Below are 17,632 nucleotides of genomic sequence, written 5' to 3' on the forward strand. Positions count from 1 at the left end.
CCTTTCACATGCCGATCATGTCGAAGGGGCGGAACGAGAGGGCGACACGATGATCGCCTCGTGGCCTCGGGTAGCGGACGAGTGCCGACCGGCGGGTCTGGGAGTAGTACCAGCCGCGCTCGCACCGCTCGAACGCGCGGCGATCGAGCAGGTGGGGCAGCGGGTCGCCGTCGACGCTCACCCACAGCGGCGCCCGCTGGGTGGCGACGACGTCGAGGAGCACGCGCGTGAACGGCGACTCGAAGGGCCCCTCACCGGTGAACGTCAGGATCGTCTCGTCGTCGGCGGTGCGCATGGCGATGCGGGTGAGCAACGAGACCCCGCGCTCGTGCTCCAGACTCACTCCGTCGTCCTCGTAGAGCTCGAAGTCCCCGTCGCACCCGGGCGCGCACACGAGGCGCAGGGTCTGCTCGTCCGCCCCGTCGGCGCCCCCACCGGCCATGGGGACGATCCCGCCGGCGCGAAGGAACACGGGGATCGAGTCGAGGTCGACGGGCAGTTCGACGACCTCCCCGCCGGGGTACGGGCGCCGCGTCCACAGGTCGACGAACTCCTCACCCGCGGGCAGGTAGACGCGTCGGGTGGCGGCGCCGGGCTCGACGACGTTCGCCACGAGCAGCGCGTCGCCGAGCATGAAGTCGACGCCCTCGGTGTCGCACACGGGATCGTGCTGGAACGCGCTGCACATCGGCTCGACGATGGGCAGGCCCGTGCGGTGTGCCCGCGCCATGAGCGAGTACAGGTACGGCATCAGGGCGTAGCGCAGGTCGATGGCGCGGCGGATGCGGTCGGTCTGCGCCGAGTACATCCACGGCTCGGTGACGGTGTTGTCGACGTTGACCGAGTGGATGGAGAACCGCGGCTGGAACACGCCGTGCTGCACCCACCGCACGAAGAGCTCCGGCCCGGGCGCCGGGCCGTGGAAGCCGCCGATATCGCTGCCGTTGTTGGCGACTCCCGACAGGCTCATGCCGAGCATCGTCGCGATGTTGCCGCGCAGACTCTCCCACGACGTCGCGTTGTCGCCCGACCACGTCTGCGCGTACCGCTGGATGCCGGCGTGACCCGCGCGGCAGACGACGAACGGGCGCCGATCGTCGCCACGGGCTCGAATCGCCTCGTGGGTGACGCGGCACATGAGATCGGCCATCACGGTCCGCAACCGGGCCACGGTGCCGCCGCGACCGTCGAAGGAGCAGCGGGCGTCGAGGTCGACGATCGAGTCGTACTCGCAGTTGTCGTTCCACACCGACGCCGTGCCCATCTCGAGCACGTGCGCGGTCAGCCGTCGCGCCCACTCCGTTCGCGCCACCGGATCGGTGAAGTCGACGAAGTGACCCGGCCCTCCCCACCACGTGCCGACGACCGGGTCGTCCGCGTCGGCACGCCTGATGAACAGGCCGGCCCGCCTCATCTCCTCGACGTCCGGATGCACGAGCAGCACCCCCGGTTTGACGTTCGGCGACACGGTGATGCCCCGCTCGCTCATCGCGGCGAAGAACCCGGCGGGGTCGGGAAAACGCTCGTGGTTCCACGTGAACACGCAGCGTTTGAGACCGGCTTCGGTCTCCTGCTGGGTGTATCCCGACGAGAGCTGGAACCCGTCGATCGGCATGTCGTAGGCCCGCGCCGTGTCGACGAAGCCGAGGACCGCCTCGTCGCACGCTGCCGGGAGCTCGGGGTAGTACATCGACGAGCCGAGGTAGCCCAGCGCCGCCCGTGGAAGCATCACCGGCCGCCCCGTGAGGCCGGTGTACCGGCGCACGACGTCACGGATGCGTGGGCCGGCGATGACGAAGAGGTCGATGTCGCCGCCGTCGCTGCGATGGGTGACGTGCGGAGGCCAGTAGTTGGAACGCGAACGGCCGAGGTCGAACTCGCACTCGTACGTGCCGTGGTAGAAGTACCCGACCGCCACCCGACTCTCGCCGCCGAGACGGACGAAGAACGGGATGTGCTTGTAGAGGGAGTCGGTGCGATCCGGGTCGTAGCCCATCGCGTCGCTCGGGCTCATCGTCAGCAGGTGGCCCGCCTTGTCGAGCGGGCCGGTCTTCTCGCCGAAGCCGTAGAACCGGTCTCCCGGGGTGAACCGGTGCGTGTGCAGTCGGCGAGCGTTGAGGTCCTCCCGCCAGCCCAGACCGGCGACGTCCTCGTGCAGCACGGTGCCGTCGACGTCGAGCACCCGCAGGACGAACGGGTCACGCAGGACCTCGACGGTCAGGCGCCGACCGCGGAGGCGGACGACGTCGCCCGCGTCCTCGACCTCCACCGGCATCGGCTCGACGCGCACGCGTTCGTCACCGAGCACGGCGTCGAGACGGTCCTCCCAGGCCGTCGTCACGAGGCTGTAGGAGGCCTCCTCGAAGTCGCCGTCGAACCCGGCCCGGAGGCGCACGACGTCGTCGGTGACGAAGACCACGCGCACCTCGACACCGTCGGTGCGGATCCGGGTCCACGCACCCGCGCCCTCGACGGCGATGACACGACGACAGATGCGCATGTGGCTCCTTCGACACTGCTTCGGGCCGGACACGACTCTGAGCGTGAGCCAACCCCGACCGACCCGAGGCGGCCAAGGGGGCGCCACGAGACTCCGTACACCGTTCACCCGGTCGTCACCGTATCGACATCCCTCCGCCACCGGGAGTCCGGGCTATGGTCATCGGCATGTCCGGCGCCAACTCATGGCAACAGCTGGCCCGCCAGGGCGAATCCGGCCAGGCTGAGCCGAGCCCGGCGTTCGTCCGGGCGAGCCCCGATCGAGAGGACCGGCAGAACATGCGGGCCACAGTGCTCACAGCGGCCGCGGTGGGAGGAGCGCTCATGGTCTCCCTCGCCGCCTGCGGCTCGCCACAGGCGACGGGCGCGGGAGCCGACGCGCCCGTGACCCTCCGCCTCGCGCTCAACCAGACCAAGGAACACCCGAGCTACGTGGCGCTCTCCGGGTTCGACCAGCGGCTCCGTGAGGCCACGGGCGGGCGATACCGCATCGACGTGTTCCCCAACGAGGTGCTCGGCGCCCAGCAGGAGATCCTCGGGCTCACCGGCGACGGCATCATCGACCTCGCCGTCATCTCGGGCACGCAGCTCGAGAACATCGACCAGGACTTTCGCGTCTTCAACCTCCCCCGGGTGTTCGACTCCGTCGCCCACCAGAGCAAGGTCATCAACGATCCGAAGATCGTCGGCGACCTCTACACCTCGCTCGAGGCGAGCAAGCACCTCACCGTGCTCGGCGGCTTCACCCAGGGCGAGCGCAGCCTCTACACGAAGAAGCCCGTCAACACGCCCGCCGACCTCGCCGGCAAGAAGATCCGCGTGCAGGAGAGCCCCGTGATGCTGCGCATGGTCACGACCATGGGCGGATCTCCGACACCGATGTCGTACGGCGAGGTGTACACCGCCATGCAGGCCGGGGTGCTCGACGGCGCCGAGAACAACGAGGTCTCCTACTTCACCCAGAAGCACTACGAGGTCGCGCCGCACTTCACCTACACCAGGCACCTCGTGGGGCTCGACTACATCGTCGCGAACACCGAGTCGCTGCAGAAGATGGCACCGGCCGACCGCGCGATCTTCGACCGCGAGTGGACCAAGACCCACCAGGAGTTCGTCGTGCTCTGGGACAAGGCCACGAAGGACGCCATCACCGGCGCGACGGCAGCCGGTGCGCAGTTCCACGAGATCGACACCAAGCCCTTCGACGAACGGCTGGAGAAGATGTCGGAATCGTTCCTGCAGAACGACAACCAGCGACAGCTCTACCGTCAGGCGCGAGAGGCGGCCACGTCGTGATCGCCGCCCGCCACGCCGTCGACCGGCTGCTCTCGTGGGCGTGCGTCGCCCTCTTCTCCCTGCTCGTCATCGTCGTCGTCTGGCAGGTCGTCACCCGCCAGGTGCTCGACTCGCCCGCCGCGTGGACCGACGAGGTGTCGCGGTACCTCTTCGTCTGGGTCGGGTTCTTCGCCACGGCCCTCGTGTTCTCCGAACGCGGGCACCTCGCCGTCGACGTCCTCGGCCGGCTGTTGCCGACGGCGGGACGACGAGCTCTCGGGGTCCTCATCCAGCTCGCGATCATCGCGTTCGCGCTGCTCCTGCTCGTGTACGGCGGCCTGCGCGCCCTCGCCGGGGCGTGGGACCAGCACCTGCAGTCCATCCCCTTCACCCTCGGGCAGATGTACGTCGTCATGCCGATCACCGGGGCGATCATCGCGTTCTATGCGTTCACCGAACTCGTGGAGATCGCACGCGGAAGCGTCGACCCCTTCCCCCCGGAGAGCGACGCCGAGGCCGAGAAGCACCTCGTCGGCGCCGAGGGCATCGCCACGGTTCTCGACGACAGGCGTGTCGACAGCGAACCGGGCGACCGTGAACCCGGCGATAGCGAACCCGACAACGGCGCCCAGCGCGAGAACCGGAGCTGACCCATGGACCCCATCGTTCTCGCCGCCATCGTCCTCGTGGCCGGCATCGCGCTGTGCATCGCCTGCGCCGTCCCCATCGCCGTCGGCATCGGCCTGTCGACGTTCGCCGCGGCGTTCGTACTGCTCGATGCCGAGAAGGCCGCCCTCGTCAGCGCGCAGAAGATGTTCACCGGCATCAACAGTTTCACGCTGCTCGCGATCCCGTTCTTCGTGCTCGCGGGTGTCCTGATGAACAACGGCGGCATCGCCGGCCGGCTCATCGACGCCGCCAAGGTGCTCGTCGGGCGCATGCCCAACTCCCTCGCGCAGACCAACGTCGTCGCCAACGGCATGTTCGGCGCGGTCTCGGGTGCGGCCGTCGCCGCCGCGGCCGCCGTCGGCACCGTGATGACTCCGCGCATGAGGGAGGACGGCTACGACCGCTCGTTCGCGGCCGCCGTCAACGTCGCCTCCGCGCCCTCGGGCATGCTCATCCCACCGAGCAACACGTTCATCGTGTACTCCCTCGTGAGCAGCACCTCGATCGCCGCGCTGTTCATGGCAGGCGTCGGGCCCGGCCTCGTCTGGGTGAGCGCGTGCATGATCGTCGTCCTGCTCCTGGGACGCAGATACAGCGGTGTCCGGATGGTCGAACGCCCCACGTTCGCCCAGAGCATGCTCGTGCTCTGGCGGGCGTTCCCGTCGATGCTCATGATCGTCATCGTCGTCGGCGGCATCCTCGGCGGGTTCTTCACCGCCACCGAGTCCTCCGCCATCGCCGTCGTCTACTGCCTCGTGCTGGGCTTCGCCTACCGCGCGATCAAGGTGCGCGACCTGCCGGGCATCATCCTCGACGCCTCCCGCACGACGGCGATCGTCATGATCCTCGTCGCCGTGTCGACGGCGCTCTCGTTCGTCATGTCGTTCTCGCACATCCCCGACGCCGTGTCCGAGGCGCTGCTCGGCCTCTCGTCGAACCCGACGGTGATCCTGCTCGTGATGATGGCGATCCTGCTCGTCGTCGGCTGCTTCATGGACCCGACGCCGGCGATCCTCATCTTCACGCCGATCTTCCTGCCGATCGTCGAGACGTTCGGTGTCGACCCGCTGCACTTCGGCACGATGATCGTCTACAACCTCTGCGTCGGGGTCATCACCCCGCCCGTGGGCAACGTGCTGTTCGTCGGCGCGCGCGTGGCCGGGCTGCGCATCGAGCCGGTCGTCGCCAAGCTCGCATGGTTCCTGCTGGCGATCGTCATCGGGCTGTTCGTCGTCGTGTTCGTGCCGCAGATCTCGCTCTGGCTGCCGACCGCACTCGGGCTCGCGGGCGACTGACGCGCCACCCCGCCCTCGGGACGCAGAACGAAGACCCGCCAGCCGAGATCACGGTTGTGAGCTCGGGGCCACTCAGGCTCCCCGCCCAGACCTCTTCGTTCGCCAGAGCCAGTTGCGTCGCCTGACCCGTGATGCGGCTGCGCTCACCCCGAGCGGTTTCGCGGGGCTGAAATCGAATTCAGGGCTGTCGGGCGGCAGTCCTGCCCACGCCACGTAGGGAAGATTCCGTCGGCTGAACACGGAGCGCATCGCCGTACCGAAGAAGCCCAACGCTACTAAGCCCTCCATCCCGAAAACGATCGCGTAGGTCAGCCTCGGGACCTTCTGCCACTCGCTGGCCCATCTAGGGCCAGGATCCAGCGTGAGCAACGTGTATACCGCGACCGCCGTGACAAGAATCATGATGAGCCAGAACCGGGCGAAACGGAGGTACGAGCGGACTTGCGGTGAGTCGGCATCCCGAAGTTCCGCCGCGAGCATGCGATCCCAGACTTTTGGGTCTGCTCCGGCCTCCACGAATTGCCTGCGGACGTCCAGTGCCTTTTCCACGCCACGGTAGGGGCTGCGCCGAAGCAGACCACCGATGAAACCCAGCACCGCGGTCACGATGGGGAGGGTGACAGTGAGGACCTTGATCATCAGGTCCATCGTGGGGGCACTCACGCTCGGGACATTAGCTGCTCAACGGCGTCCGGTGTCGCTCGACGCACGCTCGGCTCCGCGGGACGGGCCGTGACCCCGAGTCCAAGACCCGGGTGGGCGGGCGCCATCGACCGATTGTCGATGGCCTCTGAATGCGCGAACGGATCGTGCCCTTGGAGCCGGGCACGACCCCAGGAGCCTAGGCGTCAGCGAGCGAGTTCCTGCAGCTCCTCGGCCAGGCGGAGGACCTCGGCCCGGACCTCGTCGTCGCCGTCGAGACCGAGGCGGCCGAGCACCGCGTCCACGGCGTCCGGCAGCTCGCCGGAGACCAGGCCGGTGAGTTCGTCGGCCTGCGTATCGGCGACCGGAGCTCCGAGACCGCGTAGGTGGCAGATCCACGCGGCGATAGCGCGGCAGGCACCGGTCGGCAGCTCCCCGGCGGCGCGGTCGGCCTTGAGAGCCGGCACGATGCGGATGGGCAGCTTCTGCGAACCGTCACCGGCGATCTGCGAGAGCAGGTGGCGGATGCGCGGGTTCTCGTAGCGTTCGATCAGCGCGGCGCGGTAGTCGGCGATCTCCTGCTCGGGCAGGTCGAGGTGCCGGGCCGCGACGTCCCACCACTGCTCGACCCAGCCGCGAACCGTCTCGTCGCCGATCGCGTCGCTGACGGTCTCGTGGCCGAGGATCGTCGCCGCGTAAGCCATGAGCGAGTGGGATCCGTTGAGCATCCACAGCTTTCGCCGCTCGAGGGGGCGCACGTCGTCGACGATGCGGGCTCCGGCGTCCTCCCAGGCGGGGCGGGCGACGAAATCGCCGGCGAGCACCCACTCGGCGAACGGTTCGGTGACGACGAGCGCGGGGTCGTCGATGCCGGTCGCCTCCGCGACTCGCGCGCGGTCCTCGTCGGTCGTGCGCGGAGTGATGCGGTCGACCATCGTCGTCGCCACGGTGACGTTGCGCTCGATCCACTCGAGCAGGCTCGGGTCGACCTCGCGGGCGAGGTCGGTGACGACGCGGCGCACCATCTCACCGTTGTCCGGCACGTTGTCGCACGGCACGAACGTCAGGGGTGCGTCGTCGCCGTTCGCCTCGCGACGGGCGAGCAGGCCGGCGACGAACCGGCCCGGTGCCGTCGTCACCGTGCCGGTGGCGGGGTCGTCTCGCAGGGCGTCGCGGTCGGCGATGACGTTCTCGTCGCCGAGGTCGAGACCGCCGTCGTCACCGCGCAGGTACCCGGCCTCGGTGACGGTGCTCGTGACGAGGACGACCTGCGGGCTCGCGAGGTACTCGCGCCACGCGACGAGGTCTCCGGCGGGGTGGGCGGCGGTGATCGAGGAGATCACCTCGACGCGGTCACCGTCGGGAGCCTGCACCGCGAGCTGGTACAGCCCCTCCTGCGGTGCGAGTTGGTCGGCAACGGTGGCCGAGCGGCCCGTGAACGCCGCGATCCCCCAACCGTCCGCGTCCGGGGCGTGCTCGGTGTACCAGGCCTCGTGGGCCCGAAAGAAGTTGCCCGCGCCGAGATGGACGATGCGCACCGGCGCGGCGGCGCGGCCGTCCTCCTGGCGGTCGAGGCGTCGAAGAGCATCGGTGTTCACAGCTTGAAGACCTTTCGAGGCGAGTCGGCGACGAGGCCACGGGCGATGGCGGCGGCCTCGTCCTCCGGGAGGCGGTGCTGAGCGACGAGCTCGGCGAGGTGGGCGCAGTCGAGCCGTCGCGACATGTCGTGACGCGCGGGGATGGAGCAGAACGCGCGGGTGTCGTCGATGAAGCCCGAGAGGCGCGAGAAGCCGGCGGTCTCGGTGACCGCCTTCTTGAACCGCATGATCGCGTCGGGGGCGTCGATGAACCACCACGGCACACCGACGTAGACGCTGGGGTAGAACCCGGCCAGCGGCGCGAGCTCACGCGAGTACACGGTCTCGTCGATCGTGAAGACGACGAGGTTGAGGTTCTCTGCCGTGCCGAACCGGGCGAGGGCCGGCTGCAGGGCGCGGGTGACCTCCAGCGACATCGGGATGTCGCCGCCCACGTCGGCGCCGTACCTCTCGAACGAGGCGGTGTGGTGGTTGCGGAACACCGCCGGGTGCAGGGTGAGGGTGAGCCCGTCCTCGGTGGCCATCCGGATCATCTCGAACATGAGGTGGCGACGGAGCGCGGTGCAGTCGGCCTCGCTCGCGCGGCCCTCGCGGGCCTCGGCGTAGATGCGGGCCGCCTCGGCCGGTTCGAGCGGTTGGGTGCCGAGGTCGGCATGGGAGTGGTCGGTCGAGACGGCGCCGTGGGCCTTGAAGTACGCCCGTCGGTTCTCCAGAGCGCGGATGAACCCGTCGTAGGAGCCGACGTCCTCGCCGCTCACCTCGCCGAGCCGGTCGACCCGCTCGTTCCATCCGCCCGCGAAGGGCTCGAGGTAGGGGTCGGGGCGGAACGTCGGAGCCACGCGGCGGGTGAACGAGGGGTCGTTCGCGAGCTGCTCGTGGAAGTGCAGGTCGTCGCACGGATCGTCGGTCGTCGCGATGAACTCGATGTCGAACGCGTCGAGCAGGGCCCGGGGGCGCGAGGTGGGCTTCGCGATCCACTCGGCGATCGTGTCGTAGACCGCGTCGGCGTTCTCGGCGCTCGGCCGCTGCGTCACACCGAAGATGTCGACGAACTGGCTCTCCATCCAGAACCGCATCGGCGTCCCGGCGTAGACGTCCCAGTGCTCGCAGAGGATCCGGAACGCGGCACGGGCGTCCTTCTCGTCCAACGGATCCCGCCCGACGCCGAGGTCGCGCAGCGAGACCCCCGAGGCGTGCAGCAAGCGCGTCACGTAGTGGTCGGGGGTGATGAGGAGCGAGGTCGGGTCACGGAACGGCACGTCGTCGGCGATCCACTGCGGCGGCACATGGCCGTGCGGCGAGACGATCGGCAGGTCCGCGACCTCGGCGTAGAGGCGACGGGCGATGTCACGAGTCGTCGGATCCGGCGGGAACAACCGATCGTGGTGCAATGTCAACGGCTCACTCATGCCGCCATCCTCAGCCGGACTCCTTGTCACGGCAACGGGTTGCCACGTGTTGCTGCGGAAGCGCCTCCGTGCGGGGCAGACGTCATCCATGCACGGGTTCCGCACTGAGGGCACCGCGTGTGTGGGGTGCATAGAGAGCGGATACCGGGCACGGATGCACGTCTCCAGTCGCGGGGTGTTCGGTTTACGTACGTCGAACAGGCTTGCGCACTCATGTGGGTTAACCAGGCTGTGGGTGCGCGACTCAACGTAGAATGGGGTCACTAGTCAGCGCCGTTGTCGAACAGGAGGTGGTTGCCGTGTCGAACAGTGAACCAGGCGAGGCTCACAGCCCTTCGATGACGGCCGTGCTCGAGGCGCCGGCCGAGTGGGGCGTCGGAGAGGTCGTGCCCGCATCCACGTTCGCCTCCTTGAGCGAGGACGCGATGCTCACCGAACTGGCCAAGCACGAACGATGGACGGCGTGGCTGGCCGCCCGCGGAGTCGCGCTCACCGAGGCGTTGACGCGTTCCCGAGAACGTGGCGCGCTGGAACGCCTGGAGCACGAGCAGCCGGATCCCTCTGCCAGGACGCGCAACCTCGCTCGCACCGAGGCACGTGCGTGCATCGAGGACGAGGTCGCCCTCGCCACGGGGCTACCCGCCGGGGTGTGCCGTGCGCGCACGAAACTCGCGATCGGCGACCCGGTGCGACACGGTCCCGTGCGGCGGGCCCTCGCCGAGGGAGAGCTGTCGTGGCACCGAGCCTGGCATGTGCTGCGGAGCACCGAGGAAGCGCCGGCGACCGCTCTGGCCGGGATCGTCGACCGCCTCGTCGCTCCTCACCCTCTGCGCGGGCCGCACGGGAAGGGCGGCCTCCTGGTGCCGCAACCGGTCTTCACGTCGCGCTTGCGCTACCAGCTCGCGAAGGTCACCACCCCCGCCGAACGCCACGAGAACGCCATGGGCAACCGGCGCACCCTCGCGCTCATCCACCCCGAGGACGGCACGGGACAGTTCAGCGTCACCGGACACGCCGCGCGCATCGTCGGCGCTCACGAACGCATCGACCGGATCGCCCGGCGCCTGCGCGCCACCGGCGATGCCCGCACCCTCGCGCACCTGCGTTCCGACATCACTCTCGACCTCATCCTCTACGGGCAACTTCCCTCTCGGACAGGTCTTTTCGACCCCTGTACCGGCCGCGCCACTCATGACGACGAAGGCACGGCGGTCGAGCAGGACCCGGCGTACTCGTTGTTCGCGGGACAGTTGCCTCCCGCGAGGGTCGACGTCGTCGTACCGCTGTCGACCCTGCTCGGCGCCGCTGACCAGCCGGGGATGATCGCGTGCGGAGGCGAGCAGGACTGGCTGGCCGCTCGATTCGTGCGCGACATCGCCTGCACCGCGGGTTCCACCTGGCGGCGGCTCGTCACCGACCCTCTCACCGGGCACATGCTCGACCTCCACGTCAGGGGTTATCAGATCACCGGTGACCTGCGAGAACGCGTCCTGGCCCGCGATCGCGTCTCCCGGGCGCCCGGCTCCACTCGCCCGGCCCGCGCCTGCGACACCGACCACGATCTCGACTACGCCTCGAGTGGGCCCTCGAGCGAATCCAACGTCTCGGCCAAGCACCGTCGCGGCCACAACCACAAGACCCGCCGCACGTGGCACTCGCGACGCGACGCCGGCATCAACGGCGGCATCTCGTGGACCACGCCCACCGGCCGCGTCTACACCACGACTCCCTGGGACTACCGCGATCCCGACCCACCGACCCTCGACCAGATGCGAGCCACCTTCGAACACACCGTCGGGGAATGGAGACGCGCCGAAGGCGGCGTTGCACCGCCTCCCGATACCGACCTCGAAGGGGCCGACGGCGCTCGACACTCTCGCCACACGGACGCGCCGCCGGATCACGACGAAGAGGAGTGGATGCGCCAAGACCTCGACCTCGACCTCGCTCTCGACCTCGAACCCGGTGACGACGTCGGAGCTCGAGCCGCCTCGCCACGGGTGTCGCCGCCGAGCGTGCGGGCGACTCCGCCACCTTCCGAATTCGAGAGGCGACTCACCTCCCTCATCGACGACGCCCACGAACCCTCACCCCTGCACGTCCGTCGTCGGAAACCGAGGGCGGCCCCCAAGGCCGAGCCTCCGCCCTGGGAGCGCCGCGATGCGGGCCCGCCACCGTTCTGACGCGCGGAGTTCCGACGCGCCGAGGCGGCCCTCAACTCCCCTCGCGCGCCGCCCCCCACCCGCTGGTCACCGCCCGCTGCCGGCACGCCAACTCCCGGCAACTCGTTGCGGTCCGGAGGATCTCGTGGCTGACTGGCCACGTGAGTAGCGACACCAGCCCCGACGTTCCCGGCTCGATCACGCCCGACTCAACCGATTCGACCGGCTCGGCTGTCTCGGACAGCGGCATCGCCTGCACGAGCATCGGCGGGCCCCACGAGCACGTCGACGGGGCCGCGCTCGACGCGTTCGTCGGGGAACGCCTGCGTGACCTGGACGTCGACGGCAAGAACGTCGTCCTCGTCGTGCCCGACGGCACGCGCTCGTGCCCGTTGCCGATGCTCGTCGGCGTGATGCACCGCCACCTGCACGGGCGTGTCGGGTCGCTCACCGCCGTGATCGCTCTCGGAACGCACTCGTACATGGAGCCCGACGAGATCGACAGGATGTTCGGGGTGGGCGGCACGAACGCCGACGGCACCTCCCAACCTGCGACGCTCGAGGAGGCGTACCCGGGGCTGAGGGTCGTCAACCACGAGTGGCGCGACCCCGACATGCTCGTCGAGGTCGGCCACATCGCCGGCGAGCGCATCGCCGAACTCTCCGAGGGCCGCCTCGACGTGGGCGCCGACATCGTCATCAACCGGCACGTCGTCGAGTCCGACATCGCGATCGTCGTCGGCCCGGTGTTCCCGCACGAGGTCGTCGGCATCTCCGGCGGCAACAAGTACTTCATCCCCGGCGTCGCGGGGCCGGCGTTCATCGACATGACGCACTGGGTGGGGGCGCTCATCACGAGCAGCGAGATCATCGGCACGACCGGCATCACCCCGGTGCGGGCGATGATCGACGAGGGGGCCCGGCTCATCCCCACGCAGCGGCTCGCGCTGTGCTGCGTCGTCGAATCCGGCACGGGCGAACTCGAGGCCGCGGCCTTCGGTGTCCCCGAGGACGCCTGGGCCACGGCCGCCGCCGTGGCCGCGCAGACCCACGTGACCTACGTCGACAAGCCTTTTCAGCGCGTCGTCGCCGTCATGCCCGAGCGGTACGACGACATCTGGACCGCCGCCAAGGGCTTCTACAAGACCGAGCCGGCCGTCGCCGACGGCGGCGAGGTGATCATCTATGCCCCGCACATCACCGAGGTCAGCGAGACCCACGACGAGATCTACGACATCGGCTACCACTGCCGCGACTACTTCGTGAAGCAGTGGGAGAAGTTCAAGCACATCCACTGGGGCGTGCTCGCCCACTCGACGCACATGCGCGGCCTCGGCACCTACGACGCCGAGACGGGCGAGGAAGACCTGCGCATCGACGTCACCCTCGCCACGGCCATCCCCCGCGAGACCTGCGAGAAGATCAACGTCGGCTACCTCGACCCCGCCACCGTCGACCTCGACGCGCTCGAGGCCGACCCCGACGTCACCGTCGTTCGCAACGCCGGCGAGGTGCTCTTCCGGCTGCGCGACTGACCACGGCTCAACCGAGACTCATCTCGAGGCTCATCTCATCCAAAGGCTCATCCCGCGGGCGCCGCGGTGCTCGCGCGCACGACGAGACGGACCGGCACGACGATCGGTCCTCCGCGACGCGCCTCCGCGCCACCGGCGAGCGCGAGGACGTGCCGCACCGCGGTGTCGCCGAGCGTCGACAGCGGCGCCGCCACGGTCGTGAGGGCGGGGGTGACGAGGTCGGCGGCGAAGATGTTGTCGAAGCCGACGACGCTCACCTCGTCGGGAACAGCGATGCCCAGCTCGCGCAGGCCCGCCACCAGCCCCATCGCGACGAGGTCGTTGTACGCCAGTACGGCACGATCCCCACGTTCGGCGACGGAGACGGCCGCGGCGCGCCCGCCTTCGACCGTCGGTTCGACCGGGCCGACCCGGTTCTCCCGCAACCCGAGTTCGAGCGACGCCTCTCGCAGCGCACGCCAGCGGGCCCCGTCGGCCCACGACGCCTCGGGGCCGGCCACGTAGGTGATCGTCGGGTGCCCCAGCGTGGCGAGATGCTCGACGGCCCGGCGCGCACCGCGGGGTGTGTCGGGCACGACGCTCGGCAGGCCGGCCACCACCCGGTTGAGCACGACCACCGGCACCGACTTCGCGATCGAACGCAGATCGGTGTCCGACAGGCGCGAACTCGCGATGACGAACCCGTCGACGAGCGGCAGGGCGCGACGCAGCATCTCCCGCTCGGTCTCGAGAGACTCCTGCGCGTCGACGAGCAGCATCGTGTATCCGGCGGCGGCCGCCGCATGCTCGGCGCCGCGGATGATCGGGAAGTAGAAGGGGTTGGTGATGTCGGAGATCGCGAGCCCGAGGGTGCGTGTCCTCGGCGAGGTGGCGAAGTGCCGCACCTGATCGCTGCGGTACCCGAGCCGCTCGGCGACCTCGTGCACGTGCTGCGCCGTGCGTGACGACACGCGCCCGGGCCGAGAGAAGGCGCGCGAGACGGTCGAGGGACTCACCCCGGCAGCGCGTGCGACGTCGTAGATGGTCGTCGCACGCTCACCGTCATCGGGGCGCGACATGGCCCGACCCTATGTCGCGAGGGCGGCACAGGGTCGGGTCGGGGGGTGATGGATTCGGTCATTTCGACGGAGGGGCGTCAGTCGTTCCCGTGCGCGTGCGCCGCCTCGGCCTCGCGGTTCCGCGTGACGGCGACGATCTCCTTCAGTCGCGTGTCGGTGAGGGGGTAGGGCAGGAAGATGAGCATTCCGACGAGGGCACACAGTGCGGGCCCCAGCCCGATGGCCGCTCGGATCGCGGTGAGCGCCCCTTCGCTCTGCACCGGCAGCGCTGCGTTGAATCCTCCGAGGGAGAGTGCGTACGCGGTCATCGAACCGCCGATGGCCTGGGAGACCTTGCGAAAGAAGGAGTACACGGCGTAGGTCGCGCCCTCGGTTCGCTCACCGGTGACGTACTGGCCGTATTCCACGGCGTCGGCCTCGAAGGCGAACAGCAACGACATCGCCATGTTCTGAAAGAGCCCGAGAACGAAGAACGTGGCGATGAACAGCGGGACCACCGGAGGCATGAAGAAGATCCACACGCAGACCACCGCGAAACCGGTGCCGCCGATGAAGAACGTCCTCTTCTTGCCGATGCGGGCCACGATGCGCGGGACGAGGGGAACCGCGCAGAAGCTCGCCACCGTCGTCGCCCCCAGCATCGGCACCATGAGGCCGGCGCCGCCGAGGATGTAGGACGCGTAGAAGGCCTGCACTCCCTGAATGGCGAAGACGCCCATGAGGAACACGAGGTTGCTTCCGCAGAGGATGAGCAGCGGGCGATTCTGACGCACGGTCTCGAACGTCTTGCGCAACGTCACGGGCGGCACGTCGTGGTGGATCCGCTCTCGCGCGGTGAAGAAGCAGAAGAGGTAGAGCGCGTATCCGAGGACGACGAACGACAGGGTGAGGGTCGTGAAGAACGTCTGCAGGGCCATCGAGTCGCCGCGCAGTCGTTGGATCTGGGGGGCGACCAGCAAGACGATCGCGAAGATCGTCAGCATCGGCCCGACGCTGCGGTACGTGCCGAGGCGGGAACGTTCCACCGGATCCTGCGTCATCACCGTCGCCAGGGAGCCGTACGGGATGTTGACGAGCGAGTACAACGTGCCGAGAAGGGTGTACGTGAAGTAGGCGTAGACGTACTTGGCGGTGTCGCTGTCGAAGTTCGGCATCGTGAACAGCGCCACGCTCGAGAGCAGCAGCGGCAACGAGACGAACAGCAGGTAGGGGCGGAACTTGCCCCAGCGGCTGTGGGTCATGTCGACGAGCCGGCCGGCGAGAAGGTCGGCGAAGGCGTCCCACACCCGCACGATGAGGAACATCGTCCCGATGGGTGCGGGGTTCAGTCCTACGACGTTGGTGTAGTAGATGAGCAGGAACATGGCCTGGAGCGAGAACGCGAGGTTGTTGGCGATGTCGCCGCTCATGTACCCGAGATAGTTGATCTGTCGTAGTTTCTGCATGGTGTCGCTCACCTTCGAACGAGGAACGCGGCGGGGTCACGCCACTGCTGTTGTCGGCAACTATGGGCGCGCGGGCTCACGGGTGACAGAAGTTGCCCATTGTTGCCTGGAGACGTCCTCGCGCCCGGCCTCCGGCACCCGGCGATCGGGGTTGCAACTTCCGGCAACCCCTTGCCGTGAGAAGGGCGGCCGACTTGATTGGGGTGAGCATCCTCGCCCGCCCATGGGCGCAGTCCCGCCGACCCAGGAGGCCCCCATGCTTCGACCTCAGGACACCGCGACCCGCGAACGAAAGAACCTCGACGGCGTCTGGGATTTCCGCCTCGACACCGACGGCACCGGCCACAAGGAGCGCTGGTTCTCCGCCCCGCTGGCGCAGGCCCGGCCCATGGCGGTCCCCGCGAGCTTCAACGACCTCGTCACCGACCAGGCGACCCGCGACTTCTTCGGTGACATCTGGTACCAGCGCACCGTGCGCGTGCCGCGCGGCTGGGAGGGCGAGCGGATCGTCGTGCATCTCGAGTCCGCGACCCACCGCGCGACGGTGTGGGTCGGCGACGCGGAGGTCGTCTCGCACGAGGGCGGCTACCTGCCGTTCGAGGCCGACATCACCGAGCACGTGACACCGGGCGAGGAGTTCCGTCTGACCGTGTGCGTGAACAACACGCTGTCGTTCCAGTCCATCCCGCCGGGCGTCATCGAGGAGACCGTGAGCGGCCCGAAGCAGCGGTACTGGCACGACTTCTTCAACTACGCGGGCCTGCACCGCAGCGTGTGGCTCAGCGCCACCCCCACGCGGCATCTCGAGGACGTCACGCTCGTCACCGGATTCACCGACGACGCCCGCACGACCGGCGTCATCGAGTACACGACCGAGACCGTCGACGCAGGCGATCTGGGGGTCGAGGTCGTCGTGCGCGACGCCGACGGAGCCGAGGTCGCCCGCGGCACCGGCGCGAGCGGCAGGCTCGAGGTACCGAACGTCCATGCCTGGGGCCTGGGCGACGGGTACCTCTACGACGTCGAGGTACGCCTGCACGACGGTGACGACCTCGTGGACAGCTACCACGTCAAGACCGGCATCCGCACCTTCGAGATCGACGGGCAGCGACTGCTTCTCAACGGCGAGCCGGTCCACCTCCAGGGCTTCGGCATGCACGAGGACCACGTCACCGTGGGCAAGAAGCACGACCCGGCCCTGATGATCCGCGACTTCGAGCTGCTCGAGTGGATCGGTGCCAACAGCTTGCGCACCTCGCACTACCCGTACAGCGAGGACGTCCTCGACTACGCCGACGCCGCAGGCGTGCTCGTCATCGACGAGACCCCCGCCGTCGGACTCAACATGGGCCTCGGCGGCGGCATCTTCGGCTCCCAGGGGTACACGACCTACTCCCCGGAGACGGTGAACGAGGAGACGCAGCGCGTCCACGCCGACGTCATCCGCGACCTCATCGCCCGCGACAAGAACCACCCGAGCGTCGTCATCTGGTCGATCGCCAACGAGCCCGAGAGCGAGACCCAGGGCGCCGAGGACTACTTCCGGCCGCTGTTCGACGTCGCGCGCGAGGCCGACCCGACCCGTCCGGTGGGGTTCGTCAACGTCATGCTCGCGCCGCACGGCAAGGACCGGGTCATGCAGTTCGCCGACCTCGTCATGCTCAACCGCTACTACGGCTGGTACGTCGACACCGGCGACCTCGTCGCGGCCGAGAAGAACATGCGCACCGAGCTCGAAGCGTGGGCCGGCGACGGAAAGCCCGTGATCATGACCGAGTACGGCGCCGACACGATGCCGGGTCTGCACCAGCTTCCGGCCGAGCCCTGGAGCGAGGAGTACCAGCGGGAGTTGCTCGACATGCACCACCGCGTCTTCGACGACATCGACGCCATCGTCGGCGAGCAGATGTGGAACTTCGCCGACTTCGCCACCACCTCCGGCATCATGCGTGTCGGTGGCAACAAGAAGGGTGCCTTCACCCGCGACCGTCAGCCCAAGGCCGTCGCGCACCTGCTGCGCGAACGCTGGACCCGCCGGTGACGAC

Annotated in this window: 12 protein-coding genes; 6 read left to right on the forward strand and 6 right to left on the reverse strand. The window is 68.9% G+C overall.

Annotation, left to right across the window (positions count from 1 at the left end):
• Nucleotides 1-4: 4 nt before the first annotated feature.
• Entirely contained in the window at nt 5-2,500 is a 2,496-nt protein-coding gene (locus tag BN1197_RS07630; protein ID WP_040157838.1) for a glycoside hydrolase family 31 protein, read from the reverse strand.
• A gap of 167 nt (nt 2,501-2,667) precedes the next feature.
• Between BN1197_RS07630 and BN1197_RS07635 the strand changes: the two genes are divergently transcribed.
• From BN1197_RS07635 to BN1197_RS07645, 3 genes are read left to right on the forward strand one after another with little or no spacing between them, the layout of a single operon-like run.
• Nucleotides 2,668-3,795, forward strand: a complete 1,128-nt coding sequence (locus tag BN1197_RS07635; RefSeq protein ID WP_245851849.1) for a TRAP transporter substrate-binding protein — start codon at nt 2,668-2,670, stop codon at nt 3,793-3,795.
• Nucleotides 3,792-4,424 carry a TRAP transporter small permease gene (locus BN1197_RS07640; protein ID WP_082043714.1) on the forward strand — a complete coding sequence of 211 codons (633 nt, stop codon included), beginning with the start codon at nt 3,792-3,794 and terminating at the stop codon, nt 4,422-4,424. The genes BN1197_RS07635 and BN1197_RS07640 overlap by 4 nt, the downstream gene beginning before the upstream one ends.
• 3 nt (nt 4,425-4,427) lie before the next feature.
• Entirely contained in the window at nt 4,428-5,738 is a 1,311-nt protein-coding gene (locus BN1197_RS07645) for a TRAP transporter large permease (RefSeq protein WP_040157842.1), read from the forward strand.
• A 72-nt stretch (nt 5,739-5,810) separates the two neighbouring features.
• Here BN1197_RS07645 and BN1197_RS07650 read toward each other — a convergent pair whose 3' ends face one another.
• The 3 genes from BN1197_RS07650 to uxaC all read right to left on the reverse strand — a co-directional run bounded on the left by BN1197_RS07650 (nt 5,811) and on the right by uxaC (nt 9,387).
• Nucleotides 5,811-6,401 (reverse strand): hypothetical protein, encoded by a 591-nt coding sequence (locus BN1197_RS07650; RefSeq protein WP_141397242.1) that lies wholly within the window; start codon nt 6,399-6,401, stop codon nt 5,811-5,813.
• A 185-nt stretch (nt 6,402-6,586) separates the two neighbouring features.
• Nucleotides 6,587-7,978: a mannitol dehydrogenase family protein gene (locus tag BN1197_RS07655; protein WP_040157846.1), complete on the reverse strand. Its 1,392-nt coding sequence runs from the start codon at nt 7,976-7,978 to the stop codon at nt 6,587-6,589.
• The gene (gene uxaC, locus BN1197_RS07660; protein ID WP_040157848.1) at nt 7,975-9,387 is read right to left on the reverse strand and encodes a glucuronate isomerase; all 1,413 of its coding nucleotides are present in this window, start codon (nt 9,385-9,387) and stop codon (nt 7,975-7,977) included. The genes BN1197_RS07655 and uxaC overlap by 4 nt, the downstream gene beginning before the upstream one ends.
• Before the next feature lie 338 nt (nt 9,388-9,725).
• Between uxaC and BN1197_RS07665 the strand changes: the two genes are divergently transcribed.
• Together BN1197_RS07665 and BN1197_RS07670 are read left to right on the forward strand one after the other, a co-directional pair.
• On the forward strand, nt 9,726-11,570 hold the full coding sequence (locus BN1197_RS07665) for a hypothetical protein (protein ID WP_040157850.1): 1,845 nt from the start codon (nt 9,726-9,728) through the stop codon (nt 11,568-11,570).
• Nucleotides 11,571-11,710: 140 nt separating this feature from the next.
• The gene (locus BN1197_RS07670; protein ID WP_245851850.1) at nt 11,711-13,084 is read left to right on the forward strand and encodes a lactate racemase domain-containing protein; all 1,374 of its coding nucleotides are present in this window, start codon (nt 11,711-11,713) and stop codon (nt 13,082-13,084) included.
• A gap of 47 nt (nt 13,085-13,131) precedes the next feature.
• On the opposite strand, the gene BN1197_RS07675 is transcribed toward BN1197_RS07670, so the two are convergent.
• The gene (locus BN1197_RS07675; protein ID WP_040157853.1) at nt 13,132-14,142 is read right to left on the reverse strand and encodes a LacI family DNA-binding transcriptional regulator; all 1,011 of its coding nucleotides are present in this window, start codon (nt 14,140-14,142) and stop codon (nt 13,132-13,134) included.
• Between the two features lie 77 nt (nt 14,143-14,219).
• Nucleotides 14,220-15,587, reverse strand: coding sequence for a glycoside-pentoside-hexuronide (GPH):cation symporter (locus BN1197_RS07680; protein ID WP_040158172.1), 1,368 nt, complete (start codon nt 15,585-15,587; stop codon nt 14,220-14,222).
• 256 nt (nt 15,588-15,843) lie between these two features.
• Here BN1197_RS07680 and uidA point away from each other — a divergent pair, with 256 nt between their 5' ends.
• Nucleotides 15,844-17,628: a beta-glucuronidase gene (gene uidA / locus BN1197_RS07685; RefSeq protein WP_040157855.1), complete on the forward strand. Its 1,785-nt coding sequence runs from the start codon at nt 15,844-15,846 to the stop codon at nt 17,626-17,628.
• The last annotated feature ends 4 nt before the right edge of the window (nt 17,629-17,632 follow it).

It is taken from the genome of Mobilicoccus massiliensis (assembly GCF_000826525.2).
Lineage (GTDB): Bacteria > Actinomycetota > Actinomycetes > Actinomycetales > Dermatophilaceae > Mobilicoccus > Mobilicoccus massiliensis.

Bases quoted from the DNA above. Each gene is read 5' to 3' on its own strand.
- BN1197_RS07630 (WP_040157838.1), bottom strand. From the start codon at position 2,500: ATGCGCATCTGTCGTCGTGTCATCGCCGTCGAGGGCGCGGGTGCGTGG.
- BN1197_RS07675 (WP_040157853.1), bottom strand. From the start codon at position 14,142: ATGTCGCGCCCCGATGACGGTGAGCGTGCGACGACCATCTACGACGTC.
- BN1197_RS07635 (WP_245851849.1), top strand. From the start codon at position 2,668: ATGTCCGGCGCCAACTCATGGCAACAGCTGGCCCGCCAGGGCGAATCC.
- BN1197_RS07665 (WP_040157850.1), top strand. From the start codon at position 9,726: ATGACGGCCGTGCTCGAGGCGCCGGCCGAGTGGGGCGTCGGAGAGGTC.
- uidA (WP_040157855.1), top strand. From the start codon at position 15,844: ATGCTTCGACCTCAGGACACCGCGACCCGCGAACGAAAGAACCTCGAC.
- BN1197_RS07645 (WP_040157842.1), top strand. From the start codon at position 4,428: ATGGACCCCATCGTTCTCGCCGCCATCGTCCTCGTGGCCGGCATCGCG.
- uxaC (WP_040157848.1), bottom strand. From the start codon at position 9,387: ATGAGTGAGCCGTTGACATTGCACCACGATCGGTTGTTCCCGCCGGAT.
- BN1197_RS07680 (WP_040158172.1), bottom strand. From the start codon at position 15,587: ATGCAGAAACTACGACAGATCAACTATCTCGGGTACATGAGCGGCGAC.